Origin of the sequence: Evtepia gabavorous (assembly GCF_003425665.1) — a bacterium.
GTDB lineage: Bacteria > Bacillota > Clostridia > Oscillospirales > Oscillospiraceae > Evtepia > Evtepia gabavorous.
Genome location: NZ_QQRQ01000001.1, coordinates 248587 through 266977, shown reverse-complemented (window position 1 = coordinate 266977; position 18391 = coordinate 248587). Strand labels below are relative to the sequence as shown.

15 protein-coding genes are annotated in these 18391 nt (G+C 53.0%); 3 read left to right on the top strand and 12 right to left on the bottom strand.

Translation table 11 applies throughout. The features are described from left to right. Positions 1 to 50 precede the first annotated feature (50 nt). From DV520_RS01240 to rsmH, 7 genes are all read right to left on the bottom strand, one after another. Complete coding sequence (locus DV520_RS01240; protein ID WP_117141514.1) at positions 51 to 797, bottom strand: TVP38/TMEM64 family protein; 747 nt, start codon at positions 795 to 797, stop codon at positions 51 to 53. 15 nt (positions 798 to 812) lie between these two features. Next, on the bottom strand, positions 813 to 1553 hold the full coding sequence (locus DV520_RS01235) for a YczE/YyaS/YitT family protein (protein ID WP_464317864.1): 741 nt from the start codon (positions 1551 to 1553) through the stop codon (positions 813 to 815). Between the two features lie 93 nt (positions 1554 to 1646). Then, on the bottom strand, positions 1647 to 2351 hold the full coding sequence (locus DV520_RS01230) for a DUF169 domain-containing protein (RefSeq protein ID WP_117141513.1): 705 nt from the start codon (positions 2349 to 2351) through the stop codon (positions 1647 to 1649). Between the two features lie 130 nt (positions 2352 to 2481). Further along, positions 2482 to 3849, bottom strand: a complete 1368-nt coding sequence (locus DV520_RS01225; RefSeq protein WP_117141512.1) for a sodium-dependent transporter — start codon at positions 3847 to 3849, stop codon at positions 2482 to 2484. A 180-nt stretch (positions 3850 to 4029) separates the two neighbouring features. Further along, positions 4030 to 5406, bottom strand: coding sequence for a sodium-dependent transporter (locus tag DV520_RS01220; protein ID WP_021919561.1), 1377 nt, complete (start codon positions 5404 to 5406; stop codon positions 4030 to 4032). Between the two features lie 343 nt (positions 5407 to 5749). Continuing rightward, on the bottom strand, positions 5750 to 8116 hold the full coding sequence (gene feoB / locus DV520_RS01215; protein ID WP_117141511.1) for a ferrous iron transport protein B: 2367 nt from the start codon (positions 8114 to 8116) through the stop codon (positions 5750 to 5752). After that, positions 8113 to 9201 carry a 16S rRNA (cytosine(1402)-N(4))-methyltransferase RsmH gene (gene rsmH, locus DV520_RS01210; RefSeq protein ID WP_117141510.1) on the bottom strand — a complete coding sequence of 363 codons (1089 nt, stop codon included), beginning with the start codon at positions 9199 to 9201 and terminating at the stop codon, positions 8113 to 8115. Before rsmH ends, feoB begins: the two co-directional genes overlap by 4 nt. A 340-nt stretch (positions 9202 to 9541) precedes the next feature. Between rsmH and thiC the strand changes: the two genes are divergently transcribed. The 3 genes from thiC (at position 9542) to thiM (ending at position 12420) form a co-directional block, all read left to right on the top strand. Next, on the top strand, positions 9542 to 10855 hold the full coding sequence (thiC, locus tag DV520_RS01205) for a phosphomethylpyrimidine synthase ThiC (protein ID WP_117141509.1): 1314 nt from the start codon (positions 9542 to 9544) through the stop codon (positions 10853 to 10855). Between the two features lie 244 nt (positions 10856 to 11099). Beyond that, complete coding sequence (thiW, locus tag DV520_RS01200) at positions 11100 to 11663, top strand: energy coupling factor transporter S component ThiW (RefSeq protein ID WP_117141508.1); 564 nt, start codon at positions 11100 to 11102, stop codon at positions 11661 to 11663. Next, positions 11614 to 12420 (top strand): hydroxyethylthiazole kinase, encoded by an 807-nt coding sequence (gene thiM / locus DV520_RS01195; protein WP_117141507.1) that lies wholly within the window; start codon positions 11614 to 11616, stop codon positions 12418 to 12420. The genes thiW and thiM overlap by 50 nt, the downstream gene beginning before the upstream one ends. Positions 12421 to 12472: 52 nt before the next feature. Here thiM and DV520_RS01190 read toward each other — a convergent pair whose 3' ends face one another. The 5 genes from DV520_RS01190 to DV520_RS01170 all read right to left on the bottom strand — a co-directional run bounded on the left by DV520_RS01190 (position 12473) and on the right by DV520_RS01170 (position 18211). Next, on the bottom strand, positions 12473 to 14974 hold the full coding sequence (locus DV520_RS01190) for an ABC transporter permease (protein ID WP_117141506.1): 2502 nt from the start codon (positions 14972 to 14974) through the stop codon (positions 12473 to 12475). Continuing rightward, complete coding sequence (locus DV520_RS01185) at positions 14971 to 15645, bottom strand: ABC transporter ATP-binding protein (RefSeq protein WP_117141505.1); 675 nt, start codon at positions 15643 to 15645, stop codon at positions 14971 to 14973. Before DV520_RS01185 ends, DV520_RS01190 begins: the two co-directional genes overlap by 4 nt. 86 nt (positions 15646 to 15731) lie before the next feature. After that, complete coding sequence (locus tag DV520_RS01180) at positions 15732 to 16820, bottom strand: HAMP domain-containing sensor histidine kinase (RefSeq protein ID WP_165850005.1); 1089 nt, start codon at positions 16818 to 16820, stop codon at positions 15732 to 15734. Between the two features lie 53 nt (positions 16821 to 16873). Beyond that, positions 16874 to 17548, bottom strand: coding sequence for a response regulator transcription factor (locus tag DV520_RS01175; RefSeq protein ID WP_187422446.1), 675 nt, complete (start codon positions 17546 to 17548; stop codon positions 16874 to 16876). Between the two features lie 87 nt (positions 17549 to 17635). Then, on the bottom strand, positions 17636 to 18211 hold the full coding sequence (locus DV520_RS01170; RefSeq protein ID WP_021919551.1) for a TetR/AcrR family transcriptional regulator C-terminal domain-containing protein: 576 nt from the start codon (positions 18209 to 18211) through the stop codon (positions 17636 to 17638). Between the last annotated feature and the right edge of the window lie 180 nt (positions 18212 to 18391).

Genomic DNA, 18391 nt, shown 5'->3' with positions numbered 1-18391 from the left:
CGCAGCTCCACAGATTCTGATTTGAACCCATTATAGCATAGAAAAGCGGTTTATGGCCAGAGATTTTCCCCCTCCTTTTTCGGCCGTTCCGCCCCTTCCTTTCGTGTGTTGTGTCGCTTACAAATCTGACGGTAACACAACAGGCCGCCCACGCTGATCAGGAAGGTAACCAGAAAAACTACGACGGCAAATAGATAGTCCTGGGTTCCCAGCGCATCCCCGCCAACCGTGGAGGTTACCACCGAAGGCAGTCGGCCCAGGGAGCAGACCAGCAGAAATACAGGAAATTTGATGTCGGTTAACCCGGCAAAATAACACAGGAGATCCTTTGGCGTCCCTGGAATCATAAAAATCACCAGGAAGAGAATGGTACGCTTGGGAGAGCTCTGTAAAAATCGGACGGCACGGAGCTTTTCCGCGGGAAAAAACACCTCCACCAGACGGGTCCCGAACCGCCGCACCAATCCAAAGACCAAGAGGCTTCCCAGCGTAGCCGCCACCAGACAGACGAGGGTTCCCCAAACCGCGCCAAAGGCATAGCCGCCGGCAATCTCCAACGGCTCCCCGGGAATGACGGCAAACAGGACCTGGAAAAACACCATAGCACCATAGATCAGCAGACCGCCCAGTTTTCTCTCCTCCAGCCATTGGCGGAAGTTTTCTGGATCAGAAGCCAGACGCACCATCGGCAGCCCCACCTGCCAGCAGATCAGAACGGTTGCCACCAAAAAGAAAGCCAGCCCGATCAGTGCCCATTTTTTCCGCTGCCGCTCTGTCCGTTTTTTCGTATGTTTCATTTGTCGCGCTTCCCTTCAAGACAGCTGCAGGCCAGCCAGGACCGCTGTCTTATGGAAATAAAAGTGATTAAACACCGCAATCACACGTCCCACCCCAATCATGGACAGGATCGTCCCCAGACCGATCCCCACCAACTGTCCGGCCATCAAGAGACCAATGGCAGAGGTCAACAGCACGTTGCCGATATCGAAGCAATTTTTGGTCAGTCCCACGCTTCCGCCTGAAAAATCAGAGAGGGTCTGTACAATGCCGTCTCCTGGATTCGGAATCAAACGCATGTCCAGAGAGAGGGCAGCCCCAACCCCTGTCAGCACAATGGCGATGAGCAGGAAGAGAACCTGTCCTGGAAGAGTTCCCCAAAAGGTTCCCGCACAGTCTGACGCCAAGTCTGGGATCTGTGCTCCAAACACATTGAGAAACCGGGTGAAGATCAAGCTGAGAGGGAACTGCATCGCGTCCATGAGAAGCACGGTAGAAAGTTTTCGGACAGAAGGCACCCCCGCTTTTTTCCTTCGGTACGCCAGCAGGCTGTGCAGAATCATCTCGGCCAACACAAACACGGAATACAGAAGGAGTGTGGTATTGCCAAAATTGTGACCCCAGATGGTGGCAACACTGTATGAGACCGAGATAATCGGGGAGACCCCCAACCCTGCCTTTGTATTCATGGTGATTCCCAGCGCCAAGATCAGCAGTCCCACAAGGTAACAGCTTCCCCGAAAAAGGTGCTGGGAAATGGGCTGCGTCTTTTTCAAACCATCGTCTTCTTTCTAATTGCAGTTGTTTTCTTTTATGCCGGTATCACAGACAAGGTTCCAGCCCCTGTTCTTCTGCTGCTTCCCGTCCCATCACAGACGTTTTTGAATCTGCCGCCATGTCTCTCCTGTTAGAAAACTCTCCGGCACATTGTCTTCCATCTCCAAAAAGCGAGCATAGGGGATGGAAAAAGACAACAGGTCTTTGCTGATAGGAAGCCGGGCAGAGGGATCTGTTAGCCCAAGGATGCAAGCCCCAGTGTCACACATACTGTATAAAACAGCCTGCACGCAGCCAGCGCCAAACAACACCTTTACATTATCTTGGTTCGGGCGATCATAGTTGGCCAGTGTAACCAATGCGGACAGCTGGTCGGCATTCACCAAAAAAATCACCGCAGTCGGCACCACCGCATCGGAGAGCTTATCCAGGGGCTGAAAAATCACATACTTGCTCGGCACCGTCTCCGGCAGGCTGTGGAGATACGACACGGCTAAATCAGGCGTCTTTTTATACGCCATGCCGCCATGTCCCTCCTTTCCTTTCGAGAGAAGTTCCGCCATCGGGTCAATAGACAATTTCTCAAACCCCAGCCCAGCTCTGCTGCCCGGACAGGCATTCGTGTGCGCTTGAAACACCACCACGGTCTTTCCTTCGGCCGCATCCTCCAGACGGGGGAGAATACAGCCATGGTGTTCGGTTTCCCATCCTTGGGCATCGGGGGGAAGGTGATCGGTTTGAATCACCGCCACCGGCTGTGTTTTCAGGCAAATTGCCTCCCGAATTCTGCTGTTCATCTGTCTCCCTCCTCCGAAGCTTTCTTCTTTGATTGTAGTCACATTTCTTCGGTTCGTCAAGTTTGGCGCTTGAAAAAAGAGAACCCATGCCGCGGAGATCGACTCTGCGACATGGATTCTCTCATGTCCCTCACTGGAAATACGTGACAAGTCCAATGAGGAATATCCCAAGGAAAAGGAATGGGAGAATATAGGTCATATATCCACGCATCCAGTTCTTCACTTTCAATCCTCGACCAGCGTTGGCTTCTGCCATAAAGTTTTCCCAACCCCAGCCCCGTTTACTCACAGCGAAGAGCAGGAAAATCAAGGAGCCCACTGGCAGAATGATATTACTCACCAAAAAGTCCTCCAGATCCAGGAAGTTGCTGCTTCCCCCCAAAGGATGAATCCCAGAGAGAAGATTAAAGCCCAAAGCGCAGGGCAAGGAAAGGATCAAAAGTGCAATGGCATTGATGAGGCAGGCCTTTTTTCGGCTCCATCCAAAAAGGTCCATGCAGCAGGAGAGAATATTCTCAAAGACCGCCAGCACGGTGGACAGCGCGGCAAAGGTCATAAAGACAAAGAAGAGTGCTCCCCAAAGTTCCCCCATTGGCATGTGGTTGAAGACGTTAGGCAGCGTGACAAAAATCAATTTGGGGCCAGAACCCGCCTCCACGTGGTAGGTAAAACAGGCGGGAAAAATGATGAGGCCGGAGACCAGCGCCACAAAGGTGTCCAAAATTGCCACGTTGATGGACTCGCCCATCAGAGAGCGTTCCTTACCGATATAACTGCCGAAAATAGCCATGCCGCCCATGCCAAGGCTCAGGGTAAAGAACGCCTGGGTCATCGCCCCCAGGATCACATTACCAACGCCAACTTCTTTCATTTTCTCCAAGTCGGGCTTCAAATAGAAGGAAAGACCTTCTTTGGCACCCTCCATGGTAAAGCTGTTGATAGCGAGCACCACCATAATGACCAGCAACGCAATCATCATATACTTGGTCACACGTTCCAGTCCCTTTTGGAGGCTAAAGGAACAGATAAAGAAACCCAGCACGACCACCAAAGCCATGAAGCCCACCATGCCCACAGGGTCCGCGCAGATTTGTTCATAGGCCTGCCCCACTTCCTCCGCAGACATCCCATTGAACTTTCCCTGGGCTGTGGAGAGGAAATACTGAATCATCCAGCCCCCTACCGTGGTGTAGAACATCATCAGCAGATAGTTTCCGATCATGGCCATATAGCCATGAATATACCATTTGCTCCCCTTGGGGGCCAGCGCATGATAGATGCGAACAGGGCTTTTTCGGCTGGCACGGCCCAGGGAAAATTCAATGGTCATAACGGGGATTCCCATGACCAACAGGAAAAACAAATAGAGCAGGACAAACGCGCCGCCTCCATTTTGTCCTACCATGTAAGGAAACTTCCAGACATTTCCGATCCCGATGGCACAGCCGGCACTGAGCAGAATAAAGCCCAGACGACTGCCTAAACGTTCTCTTTGCATGCTTTTTCTTCTCCCATCCTTCTTTCTTTTGCCGCTTTAATGCTGCAAATTAATCGGCATTTATTTTACTATACTCCAAGAAGAATTGCAACACTTTGTAGCAAAAACAGAAGAATCATATCGAAATAAAAACACCATACAGGGAACCCATTCCCTGTATGGTGTTTTTTTATAAAGCTTTTACTTCGGCATAAAGTATGTCACAAGACCGATGACAAAAAGGGCAATGATAATGATGGGAAGTACATAGGTTATGTAGCCGCGCATCCAATTTTTTACCTTCCATCCACGGCCGGCGTTGGCTTCCTCCATAAACTTCTTCCAACCCCAGCCCCGCTTGCTCACCGCGAAGATCACAAAGATCAGAGAGCCCAGAGGCAGCAAAATATTGCTGACTAAGAAGTCCTCCAAGTCCAGGAACGTGGTGCTCCCGCCCAAGGGGTGAACCTCCGCCAGGAGATTAAAGCCCAGCGCACAGGGCAGGGACAAGACCAACAGCAGCAGGCAGTTGATCAGGCAGGCCTTTTTCCGGCTCCATCCAAACATGTCCATACAGCAGGAGAGGATGTTTTCAAAGACCGCCAGCACCGTCGAAAACGCGGCAAAGGTCATAAACACAAAGAACAACGCGCCCCAAAGATTTCCCATCGGCATGTTATTGAACACGTTGGGCAGCGTAACAAAGATCAGGCTCGGCCCTGATCCCACCTCCACCTGATAGGTGAAGCAGGCGGGGAAGATGATCAGACCAGAAACCAACGCCACAAAGGTATCCAAAATCGCCACATTGATGGATTCTCCCATCAGAGAGCGTTCCTTCCCAATGTAACTGCCAAAAATAGCCATGGCGCCAATTCCGAGACTCAGGGTAAAAAACGCCTGGGTCATCGCTGCCACCACAACATTTCCAACGCCAATTTCCTGCATCTTCTGGAAGTCGGGTTTCAGATAGAAAGACAACCCTTCCTTGGCCCCGTCCATGGTAAAGCTGTTGATCGCCAGAATCACCATGATAACCAGCAGGGCAATCATCATGTACTTGGTGACACGCTCCAGCCCCCTTTGCAGGCCAAATGAGCAGATAAAGAAACCCAGCACAACCACCAAAGCCATAAAGCCTACCATGGTAACCGGGTTGCCGCAGACACTCTGGTTGAACGCCTCCTCCACTTGCTGGGTGGACAATCCGTTGAACTTACCAGACGCCGTAGAGAGGAAGTACTGGATCATCCATCCGCCTACCGTGGTATAAAACATCATCAGCAAGTAGTTGCCGCTCAACGCAACGTAGCCATGATAGTGCCATTTGCTTCCCTTAGGCTCCAGCTGCTGATAGAGACGGACAGGACTCTTTTGGCTGGCACGGCCCAAGGAAAACTCAATGGTCATGACAGGAATTCCCAGGACCAGCAAGAAAAACAGGTAGATCAGCACGAATGCACCGCCACCGTTTTGTCCCACCATGTAAGGGAATTTCCAGACATTCCCGATCCCAATGGCGCAGCCGGCACTGAGCAAAATAAAGCCCAGACGGCTGCCTAAACGTTCTCTTTGCATGTTTTTTCTCCCATTCTTCTTTCTCTGCTGTGTTCACAGCGTTCCTGATTGTACTATATTCCGTTGGTCATTTCAACCGTTTATAACAACTTTCTTACCACAAGATAATCTCTTTGTTTTCATCAAAAAAGATTCCCCTGCCAAGGTTTCTTGACAGGGGAGGTTTCCTATGGCTCAGACTATACTGAACGCTTGTTGTCTTGGACATCATCGGTTTTATTTTTCCAGCACGAGCCGCAAAAGCCGCCGCAGCCATGGCAGCTCCCTCTCCGCGTCCAAAGAACCCGGACCGCAAGGACCGAGGCCAGCAAAACAAGGGCCAAAATCAAAACACTCGTAAGGTTCATCCGATTATCCCCATGGCCAGTCCCAGTCCACGCACCAGGAGTGCGCAGACCCACGCAATCACACATTGTCCAACCACCACTCCGACCGCCCATTTTCCGCCGAGCTCCCGTCGAATGGAAGCAATGGCCGCTACACAAGGCGTGTACAGTAGACAAAAGACCAAGAGAGAAGCCACAGCCAGCGGCGTCAGTGCCACCAGGAGCTGTTCCGTACTGCCAAACAGAACCGACAGCGTGGAGACCACACTTTCCTTGGCCATAAATCCAGCAATCAGTGCCGTTGAAACCCGCCAGTCTCCAAAACCAAGAGGCACAAAAAGGGGAGAAATCGCCCCCGCGATGACCGCCAAAATGCTGTTCTGGGAATCCGCCACAACATTTAACTGGAAATCAAATGTCTGAAGGAACCAGACCACAATGGTCGCGAGGAAAATAACCGTGAATGCCCGCTGAAGAAAATCCTTGGCTTTGTCCCACAGAAGATGCGCCACATTCTGAATGCCAGGCATCCGGTAATTGGGCAGTTCCATAACAAACGGAACGGCCTCTCCTTTGAAGATGGTCCGCTTGGAGAGCAGCGCCATCAGAATGCCTACTAAGATTCCCAAAAAGTAGAGCGCCACCATGATAAGCCCCCCACGCCCTGGGAAGAACGCAGCTGTAAAAAATCCATAGATGGGGAGCTTGGCCGAACAGCTCATAAACGGCGTGAGCAGAATGGTCATTTTACGGTCCCGCTCAGAGGGAAGGGTTCGGCTGGCCATGACACCGGGCACAGTACAACCAAAGCCAATCAGCATCGGCACAATGCTCCGTCCGGAAAGGCCAATCTTCCGCAAAAGTTTGTCCATCACAAAAGCCACGCGGGCCATGTAACCGCTGTCTTCCAACAGAGACAGGAAGAAAAACAAGGTAACAATGATGGGCACAAAGCTCAATACACTGCCCACACCATTGAAGATCCCGTCGATGACCAGGGAGTGCAGGACTGCGTTGACCCCCCAAGCGGTCAACGCTTCATCCACCCAGACAGTCAGCCAGCTGATTCCGCCCTCCAACAATGCCTGAAACCAGGCACCGATGACATTGAAAGTCAAAAAGAATACCAACGCCATAATTCCTACAAAGGCGGGGATGGCGGTGTATTTTCCTGTGAGGAATGCGTCAATCCGGCGGCTGCGCTCGTGCTCTTTGCTCTCCCGTGGACGCACCACGGTCTGATCACAGAGTTTCTGTAGAAAGGAGAAGCGCATATCGGCAATGGCCGCAGCTCGGTCCAGCCCTCGCTCCTCCTCCATCTGAGAGATGATATGCTCTAACATTTCCTGTTCATTCTGGCTCAGCCGCAGTGCATCAAACACCAGCGGATCACCCTCTACCAGCTTGCTGGCTGCAAAACGCAGGGGAATTCCCGCTGCCTTGGCATGGTCCTCTACCAAATGCATAATTCCATGGAGGCACCGATGAACCGCGCCGTTGTGGTCCTTTTTGTCGCAGAAATCCGTCCGCCCAGGCCGCTCCTGGTATTGGGCAACATGGAGCGCGTGATTGACCAGTTCCTCTACACCCTCGTTCTTGGCCGCTGAAATGGGGACCACGGGAATCCCCAGCAGTTCCTCCATTCTGTTAATATGAATGGAACCGCCATTGCCCCGAACCTCATCCATCATATTCAGCGCCAAAACCATGGGGACATCCAACTCCATGAGCTGCATGGTGAGATAGAGGTTTCGTTCGATGTTGGTGGCATCCACAATGTTGATGATTCCCGTGGGATGCTCGTGAAGAATGAACTGCCGGGATACAATCTCTTCGCTGGTATAGGGGGAAAGGGAATAAATTCCAGGCAAGTCCGTCACCAAAGTCTCTCCGTGTCCTCGGATCGAACCGCTCTTCCGGTCCACTGTGACGCCAGGAAAGTTCCCCACATGCTGATTGGCCCCGGTCAGCTGATTAAACAGCGTGGTTTTCCCGCAGTTTTGGTTGCCGGCCAGGGCAAATGTCAGCTGGGTTCCCGGCGGCAGCGGGTGTTCCTCTCCCTTTACATGGTATTTTCCGCCCTCTCCCAGGCCGGGGTGCGCCTGGGTCTCCGCAAAGGCTTCTGCTTCCCGTGGGGCCTCCTCCCGCGCTCTATCAGCGCCCAGGGGAGCGATCTCTACTTTTTCACCGTCCGCCAGGCGCAGCGTCAATTCATAGCCATGGATTCTCAGCTCCATTGGGTCGCCCATGGGAGCATACTTCATCAATGTAACTTCCGCCCCAGGGATAACTCCCATATCCAAAAAATGCTGTCGAAGAGAACCCTCTCCCCCCACCGCGATAATCACGCCGGAGGTGCCAATCTCTAAATCTTTCAGCGTCATACTCTATGTGTTTCCTCTCCTGTCCCTTCTGTTTTCTCCATCCTCAGGCCTCCGCGAATGGCCCACCGCATTTTGGTAGAACGGGCCCGCGGGTTTTTGACACACTCCTGGGCTGAGGGGCGGATCACTTCCTTCGCTACCGCACAGTAAACCCCCTGACGAGCCAATGCCTGAAAGGATTTCTTCACCAGACGGTCTTCCCCGGAGTGAAAGGTCAAAACCGCCACTTTTCCGCCCGGCTTAAGAACCCCGGGAAGCTTCTCTAAAAAGCGGTACAACACCTCGAACTCATTGTTGACATCGATACGCAGCGCCTGGAAGGTCCGCTGACAGGCCTTTTTCTCCGCTTCCTTTCTCTCCCGAGGTGGAAGGAAACAGAGCGCCCCCGCCACGGTCTCTGCCAACTCTCGGGTAGTCTCTATGGCGCCCCCTTTCCTGAGACGCGCGCGAACAGCGGCTGCAATTTGCTCTGCGTATGGTTCGTCCGCGTTTTCCACCAGCATAGCGGCCAATTCCTCCCGGCTGAGCTCCCGCAGACGCTGGGCCGCGGGCACCCCTGCCGTGGGATCTAAGCGCAAATCCAGCGGTCCCTCCTGCTTAAAGGTAAAACCACGGGCCGGATTGTCAATCTGCATAGAGGAAACCCCCAAATCCGCCAGCACAAAATCATAGGCAACGCCGGGCGCCACCTGGTCCAGATCCGCAAAGTTCATCCGCCGGACTGTGAGGATTTCCGGTCCATACCCCAACTGTGCCAGACGAAGCCGGGTCTTTTCAGATTCAATGGGGTCCACATCTGTGGCGTACAGATGTCCCTGCCCACCCAGTTTTTCCAGCATCCGCCGGCTGTGGCCACCATATCCCAAGGTGGCATCCAGCCCAATCTGGCCAGGCTGGATATCAAAAAATTGCAGAATTTCTTCCACACAGATTGGAATATGCATCCCAGCGGGCGTTTTTCCCTGCTGAAGAATCTTCTCCACATCTCGCTGGTACTTCTCCGGATTCAGCTCTTTGTATTTTTCCTGGTACTTTCTGGGATGGGTGCCCTTGTAGCGTACCCGGCGTTTATGTTCCTGTTCCATGGAGATTCACTCCCTTTTTGTCGTTTTTTTATTGTATCGTGGATTACGGCTGGTTGCAAGTCTTTCTCCAATGATTTCAAACCGAATCAGAAAATCAGTCCTTCTCTTCGCTTCGGTATCCGCTCTTGACAATGGCCCTCCGCCGTGTTAGATTGATAAAAAGAGGGGAGCTGCAACGGCGGCTGAGAGGAAACAACGGTTTCGACCCTGTGGCAAAAGCCACGCACCTGATTCGGATAATGCCGACGGAGGGAACTTGTTTATGACACCATAAACGGCTGTCTGTTCGGCATAACGAACAGACAGCCATTTTTCTTGGGAAAAAGAAAGGGTGTGAACGATGAGAGAATATGCAACCCAGATGGAAGCGGCGAAACAGGGCATCATCACCCCGGAAATGAAAACCGTCGCGGAGAAGGAATTTACCGATCCAGAGATCATTCGAGAGCGCGTCGCCTTGGGGCAGATCGCCATTCCCGCCAATATTAACCACAAATCCCTGTGTGCAGAGGGTATTGGCAAGGGGCTGCGCACCAAAATCAATGTAAATTTAGGGATCTCTGGAGACGCCAACAACTACGAGGCCGAGATGGACAAGGTCCGTATGGCCCTGCGATTTGGAGCAGAGGCCATTATGGACCTGTCCAATTACGGCAAAACCAACACCTTTCGCCAACAGCTCATCGAATTGTCCCCCGCCATGATCGGCACAGTCCCCATGTATGATGCCATCGGCTACCTGGAAAAGGACTTGCTGGATATCACCGCGCAGGACTTTCTCAAGGTTGTCCGGGCCCACGCGGAAGAAGGGGTGGATTTCATGACCATCCACGCTGGAATCAATCGCCGGGCCGTGGAGGCTTTTAAGAGGGACAAGCGGAAGATGAATATCGTCTCCCGGGGTGGTTCTCTGTTGTTCGCCTGGATGGAGATGACAGGTCAGGAAAATCCTTTCTACGAGTACTATGATGCGGTTTTGGATATCCTGCGGGAATACGATGTAACCATCAGTCTGGGGGATGCGCTTCGTCCGGGTTGTCTGGATGACAGCACCGATGCAGGCCAGATCGCCGAACTGATTGAGTTAGGGGCACTGGCCCAGCGGGCCTGGGATCGAGATGTACAGGTGATGATCGAAGGGCCAGGCCATATGGCCATGGATGAGATTGCCGCCAACATGCGCTTGGAAAAGAGGCTTTGCCATGAGGCTCCGTTCTATGTTCTGGGCCCGTTGGTGACAGATATTTTCCCCGGGTACGACCATATCACCTCAGCCATCGGCGGCGCCATCGCCGCGGCCAATGGCGCTGACTTCCTATGTTACGTCACCCCGGCCGAACATCTTCGTCTGCCAGATGCCGCTGATGTCAAGGAGGGGATCATTGCCTCCCGTATTGCTGCCCATGCTGCCGACATTGCCAAAGGGGTCCCACACGCCAGAGACCTGGACAATCAGATGGCGGAGGCCCGCCACCGGGTGGATTGGGAGGCCATGTTCCAAATCGCGGTTGATCCCGATAAGGCACGATCCTATTTTGAGAGCACACCGCCTTCAGACCGCCACACCTGCTCAATGTGTGGAAAAATGTGTGCTGTTCGTACCACCAACCTGATTTTAGAGGGTAAAAAAGTAGAGTTCTGCACAGAACGATAAAATCATCCATCCAATACGGGACCTCTCTATCTGGCGCAGTTGGCGTCCGGATGGAGACGGAGCTGCGGGGGAGCGCCCGGGGCTCTGCGTGTCCAACCACAGCGAGGGAACTTGTGTTTCAAGGTGAGAGGAGGCTTTTGAGCCTCGACCGTCCGACGATACGGGCGGAGTCTACCCACCGGGCCCTCTCCACCGTACCGTCATAGTCCAGTGCTATGACTGCTGGGCGGAAAGAGAGGAAATCATGAAAAGTAAGACAGAAATTCTTCGAATGACGATGCTGGCCATGCTGATCGCCATTGGGGTAGTCATCTCTCCCATTCTTCGCATCGAGGGGATGTGTCCCATGGCGCATCTCATCAACATTGCCTGTTCCGTGTTCATGGGGCCTTGGTATTCTCTGCTCTGTGCCACCCTGATCGGAATCATTCGTATGTCCTTTATGGGAATCCCGCCTCTGGCGCTCACAGGCGCTGTCTTTGGCGCGTTTCTCTCCGGGGTATTCTATCGTGCTTCCAAAGGAAAACTGATCTGTGCTGTGCTCGGCGAGGTCATTGGTACAGGGATCATCGGTTCTATCATCAGTTACCCGATCATGGCCTTCTTGGTCCATAAATCGGGCCTGACTTGGTTTTTCTATACCCCATTGTTTATCACTGGCACGCTCATTGGAGGAACCATTGCCTTTGTCTTCCTGGCCGCCCTGCGGAGAACCGGGATGCTCACCAAAATTCAGCGTGCATTAGGAGCGAGAACCTATGACCTTTCAAACGCAGTTTCCCCAGCTTCTGCAGCGGATCAAAGCTGATTCGCCGCTCATCCACTGCATTACCAATCACATTTCCATCCATGACTGCGCCAACGCTCTGCTGGCGCTGGGGGCATCTCCCATCATGGCCGAGCACCCTGGGGAGGTTGCAGAAATCACCGCCACGTCCCAAGCCCTTATGGTAAATCTGGGAAATATCTCAGACAGCCGGATGGAGGCCATAGCCGCAGCAGGGGAGACCGCCCGCACCCATCACATCCCCTGCATGATAGACTTGGTAGGCGTGGGCTGCAGCCAGCTTCGCCGTTCCTTTGCCCACGGGTTTCTGCTCCGGGCACATCCAGCGGTGATCAAAGGAAATGAGTCCGAAATTCGAGCCATCTGCGGGGTAGAACACCACGCCAGAGGCATCGACAATGGGGAACACGGTCCTTTGGCGCAAGCTCTGACCGTGGCCAAGCAGGCAGCCCGTCAATTTCATACCGTGGTGCTCCTATCTGGAAAAACTGACCTCATCACCGATGGGGTCTGCGCCTTCGGTGTGGAAAACGGGGACCCCCTGATGGCTCGGGTGACGGGCACAGGATGTATGCAGGGCGCTGTCGTGGCAGCTTTTCTCGCTGTCGCTTCTCCATTGGAGGCTGCATTGTCCGGTGCCGCCGCAATGGGGTTGGCGGGAGAATACGCGGCGGAACAGTTCCAGTCCCATGGCAGCATTAGCCAGTTCAGCCTGGGGATTCTGGACGGTCTCTTTTCCCTGCGGGATGCCGCTGCCCTGCGGATGATACCACTGTAAACAAAGGAAAACGATCCGCAGCATTTGACGGCTGCGGATCGTTTCTTTTTTCTCATTCGACCGTTTCGATGGCGTCTACAATAGACAAACGTGCAATTTGGCGCAGGGGAATCCCCGTGGCCAGCAGGCAGACCGCCACAGAGACGCCCGCTGCTTCCAAAAGTGGGAGCCACGGCGGCGTTCCAAGGGTAACTGTCCCCGTCTGCGCCCCTTGGATCACCATGGCGCAAAACGATCCGGCCATTCCGCCGATGACAGCCGCCAGGAGGCCATAATACGCCCCCTCCCACAGGAAGGTTTTATAAAGGCTTTTCAGACTCATTCCAATGGCTCTCTGGGTGCCAATCTCCTTTTTCCGTGTGTGAATATTGGTATAGACTGTATTGATGATGTTCAGCACGCCAATGAGCCCTACAAATAGGATTAGGCCCCACGCCAACAGATGGATCTGTGCAAAGCTCTCCTCCAGTTGCTGATCTGTTTGCTCATAGGACACTGACATAGTGCCTGGAATCTCCTGACAGAACTTTTCCAGGACCTGGTCAAATGCCTTGCGGTCCGCCCCCTCGGTCAGAAGAGGAAGCAGCTCCGCATAGGTATCCCGCCCTGTCAGAACGGGGTACAGCTGATCAATGACAATCACCTGAACCCCATTGGTAAATCCAGAATTCCCCACACTTAAGTAACCGTCATAGTCGTCCATTGTCTCGAGAACCGTGAGTGCTTTCCCCGCCACCGTGATAGCACTGCCCACTGTGTACCTCGTGCTCGGGAGAGAGTCTCCTTCTCCTACGCTGACTGCAATGGGATTGCGTACAATGCATCCTGTCCCATTCTCTATGGCGGACAGATCCGCCTCCGAAAGACGATCCCCAAAGAATTCTTTCAGGTAGAGTTTGTTCAGCCCTACCACTTGAAAGGTTTCACCCGGCTGCATCGCCCGGTCCAGTGCAATGCCCACAGGGCGGTTTTGCTCGTCTAAGGGATATAAAGAAAACTGCATAGCGGCCACATTCTCCACATTGCTGTCCTCCTGCAATTTCTTCAACTCTTCCGGTGTGAATCCCACGGTCTCATTGACCACGGAGTAATCTCCCAAGTGCTCCTGTTCCGTTCCCGCCGCGTTTAGGAGAGAAACAAACCCCTGCAGCGCAAGGAACACAGTAATACTCATCACTAAGGAGAGCACCGTAATTACAGTGCGCCCTCGGTGCCGTTTCAAATTGAGCCTGGCATAATACGACTCAAAACAGTGAATTTTTCTGGTGCTTCGATTTTTGCGCTTTCCCACAACGACAGGTCCGGCCATTGACACCACCGGGGAAACCCGCGCTGCGGCACGTGCCGCAGGGATGGCCGCTACAAACGCAAAGGACAAGGTAATAAAAACGCTGAGAAACAAAAACAGACCTTTTCCGCCCTGGTTCTCCTGGATCAACTGCTGCAGCATCGCTGTGTCCTGGGCCAGAAACAGCTCGGGAGAAAGCAGACTGGTGGCGGCAGTTAAAATCCCAGTGGCGGAGAGGAGCCCCAACCCCAACCCCACTGGCATGCCAACGGCACACAGCAGCAGAATTTCCAGGGAAACCACAGTATACATCTGACGTTTCTCCCCGCCAATGGCCCGCAGTGTCCCATATTGCTCCGTCCGCCGGGAAACCGATATGTTCAAAATATTATAGATCACCAGCCCCGCCGCCAATAGAATCAGTCCACCTACCAGAAGGCCGGCCACAGCCAACAGGGAAAAGCCGTCTCCGTCCTCCTCCGTATCCGCCGATTCCTCATCAAAGGAAATTCCTTTGGCGTTGAGATAGGTCACATTGTAAAGCGTGTCCAGTTCCGGAACCTTTAGCGTTTCCACAAGGTCATCCATGGTCTCTTGAAAGGCAGCCTTTTCCTTGGTTCGAATATCCACATTATAATAAAGGTAGTCTGGGGGAAGAAGGGCCTCTGCGGTTCCTTTGCCCACAATTCCCTGCACCACACCGGCAGAATATCCCAAATAGTTGCTGCGCAGAATTCCCGTCAAGGTGAACTGGCCGGTATAGGAAAAATCGCTCGTCTGAACTCCATGGCGCAAAGCTTTGGAGGCGGCAAGAGAAATCGTATCCCCCACATCACCGGAAAAGCCAAGCATCTGGAGAACATCTTCCGGTAAGGCAATCTCCATGGGCCGCTCCGGCAGCCGCCCCTCCTCGACTTGGGACAGGGAAGGGTAGGCAGACAAGCTGTCTCCCCAATATTCGTTGAGTCCCAGGGTAAGGATACGATTGAGCTCAACTGTGCCAACCGAGACAGAGACCCCAGCATAGGAAATTCTTGGGTCCGCTCGTATCTTATCCACCTGCGCCTGATCCATCTGAACAAACGTCGCATATCGGTTCCCATTCAGCGCAATGGCCTGCTGATCCCGCATGGCAGAGAGAATACCAAGGGATTGCCCAATGGCGGTGGTCATCATTGTGGACAGAATGACCGCAATCAGGATCAGAACAGAAGTGATTTTGGAAGCAAGCAGTTCCTTGTATGCCAGTGCTCGATAGGTCTTCATCTGCGGCTCACCTCCGAGAGAATGCCGTCCACAATGGAAAACTTTCGTTCCGCCATTTGGGCGATTCGGTCGTCGTGGGTAATCACCACGATGGTCTTTCCAAATTCTCGATGGACACTTGCCAACAGGTCCATGACTTCCCGCCCGCTTTGCGAGTCCAGATTACCCGTGGGCTCATCTGCAAAAATCACATCTGGCTTTGCAATCAACGCCCGGGCAATGGCAACCCGCTGCTGCTGTCCGCCGGACAGCTCACTGGGCAGGTGTGTCAGTCGATGCTCCAACCCCAAAAACTGCGTGATCTGCTTGAAATATCCCTCATCTACCTGACGATGATCCAGCAACAGGGGCATGATAATGTTCTCCCGCGCTGTTAGGACCGGAATTAAATGAAATTTTTGAAAAATAAACCCAATTCTTCGCCGGCGAAATGCTGACAGGACCGCGTCCTTTCCTTGATGGATATTCTGACCATCATATTCCACAACACCCTCTGTGGGATAATCCAAACCGCTGATGAGGTGTAAAAGCGTGCTCTTTCCTGAACCGGAGGGCCCGACAATGGAGATAAAATCCCGCGCTTGGATTTCCAGATTGGCCTTGTGCAGGGCAATCACCTGGTTTTCTCCCGTTCCATAGCGTTTGGTCAGATCCGTCGCTACAATCCGCATTCTGCGTTCTCCTTTCTATTTTGGGGAGAAAAAATACACTCTCCCTTTCCACCGGGAGAGTGTAGCAAAAAAATATCAAAAAAGAATCAAGGTTTTCCGCTTTTCATCCATACAGAAACCCTTCCGCCTGTCTCCGTGTTTTCCAGTGCAATGCCTCCGCCGTGCTTTTCACTCAGCAGCCGGCAGACATACAGCCCCATGCCAAAGTGCTCAGATGCTGTTTTCTCCCCTCGAACAAAAGGTTCCGTTCCATTTCGCAGCATATTGGGGGAGAAGCCGGGGCCATCCTCCTGAACAGACAGTGTCAGCCGTTCCCCTTGCACAGACACCGTCACCTGAATGGTCTGCTTGGCATACCGGCTGGCGTTGGTCAAACAATTTTCCAAAATGGTGGAAACCACCGCTCGATCTACCCAGACAACTGCATGCTCACTGCCGAAAAACTGAAAGGAGAGGGGACAGGCTGTCTCCCACAGGAGAAGCTCTCCCTCTTCCTGCATCTCTTTTCCCAATTCTCCAAAGGTAATCTCCACAGGGGACAAAGGCGTGTCCTCCAGCTTCTGTACCTGGCTCATCGTTTCAATATAAGAGGCGATCCGTTCGGTGTAATGGGACATCCGCGCCAAATGGTCTTCCAACGCCGCCCGTTCCAGGCGATCCCCCTGGAGGACTTTCTCCATCACCCGAATGGAACCCTTGAGGACGGTCACAGGGTTTCGCAAGTCATGGGAAAACGCCGCGTTCAAACGCCTGCGTTCCTCTCCCTGCCGCCACAATTCCTGATGGCTTCTCTGCAGCTGGCCTCGCATCTTTTCAAAGGCGGCGCAAAGGCTTTCCAGTTCATCCTTCCCTTCGGCCTCCAGAACAAAATCCAGGTCCTGCTCCATAATGCGTTGGGCGCCGGCTTGCAGCTTCTGAATGGGATGCTTTAATTTCAACCGATAGAATAACGTGCCCGAAAGCAAAAACGCCCCGCCAAAATACACCACTGTTAAAATGTACTGAAGAGACTCCACCCCTCTGGCCGCGTTCCATGCCTCTTCGGTGGGAATCTCACGGCTGACAATCGTGCCTTTCCCAGATTCATCATAGACAATCTCCACACCAGAGGGGGCAAGGGATTCCCGGAGGCTCACGCAGACCTTCGTGGTTCCCCAAGTCAGTAAAAATGCCACAAGAAAACAACTCACCGTAAACAAAAGATAGGCCTTTCGCAAACTGAGGTTTCTCAGCCATTCCATCGATACCCCACCCCCCAGACCGTTTCGATGTAATTGTGCAGGGTTTTAGCGGACAGCTTGGCCCGGACCTTACGGATGTGTTCAATCACCGTTCCGCTGGACCCGTCTCCGTCCATACCCCAGACGATCTCATAGATCCGCTCCCGGTCAAACACCTGGCCCTGATGCATAGAAAGTAACTCCACAATGTCAAACTCCCGCTTGGACAGTTTCACAGCTTCTCCGCGGATGGACACGGTGCGCCCCGTATAGTCCACTGCCAGCTCCCCGAAAAATCGTACCGTAACCGATGTGGTTCTTCGCTGCTCCCGGCGCAGGTGGGCCTCCACCCGGGCGCCCAGCACCTCCATGTCAAAGGGCTTTACAATGTAGTCATCTCCGCCGGCCTGAAATCCTACGATTTTATCACTGCGCTCAATGCGGGCGGTCAAAAACAAAATAGGGCAGGAGACATGGGCGCGAATGCGCGCACAGACCTCCAACCCATTTAGACCCGGCATATTGATATCCAAGAGAATGAGATCGGGACGGCAGGATATCTTTTTCAAGGCTTCCTCTCCACTCTGTGCCGCAATGACCTCATACCCTGACAGCGCAAAATAACGCTGTACCACATCAACAATACCTGGTTCGTCATCTACAATCATAATTCGGGCAGACAAACCGCTTCCTCCCTATGTCACTCTATTTCTATGGAAAAAGCCTCCCAAGCCACAGCGCCGCCAGTTCTGAGCAGGCTCTCCTTGTTTTTACAGCAGAGCAGATTTCCCCTGTATTCGAAGGGCTGCGCCGCGAATATGATCCTTCAACATAACATCCGCAAACGCAATCAGTTCCTCCGGCGTCCGATCCAGTTCTCCCAACAGCCAGCTCTCCACGGTCCCCACCAGTGCGATGACGTAGAATTGGGTCACCAACTCATCCGCGGGACAGCCCATTTCCCTGGACAGCTGTTCCACGGTCCTTTGTACAATGCCATAGATGTCTGCTTGAAAAAACTTTCGCAGATGGCTGTGCCCAATGGACCGCAGGGCACACAGGCAAAAGGCCCGGTTATCCTGGATATAGTGGAACAACTGGAGCAGTCCTTCCTGCCACAGCTGCACCCCCTCATGTTGGCGGAGCAAGACGATCGCCTCCTCCTCAAACATCCATTTTACCAGGTCATAGATATCGGCAAAATGGTAATAGAAAGTTTCCCGCCGCAGGCCACAGAGATCTGTGATCTCCCGAATGGAGATCTTCTCCAGCGGCTTCTGGCTCATGAGTGTTTTCAAGGCGGCGGACAGTTCCTGCTTTGTCGTTTCCGAGGTAGGGTATTTCATGCTTATTTTTCCTCCGGGGAGTCGGAAAATGGACGGGATACTATTTTATTATAACACACCTGGAAAGGGAATTCAGCCCGCTATCTGCCAGAAGTCATTCTAACAAATTTAGTAGATTTGTTAAAAATTTAACAACGTGATGGAATCTGTGCCTTGCCACATCTTTCTTCCCGTCGTATG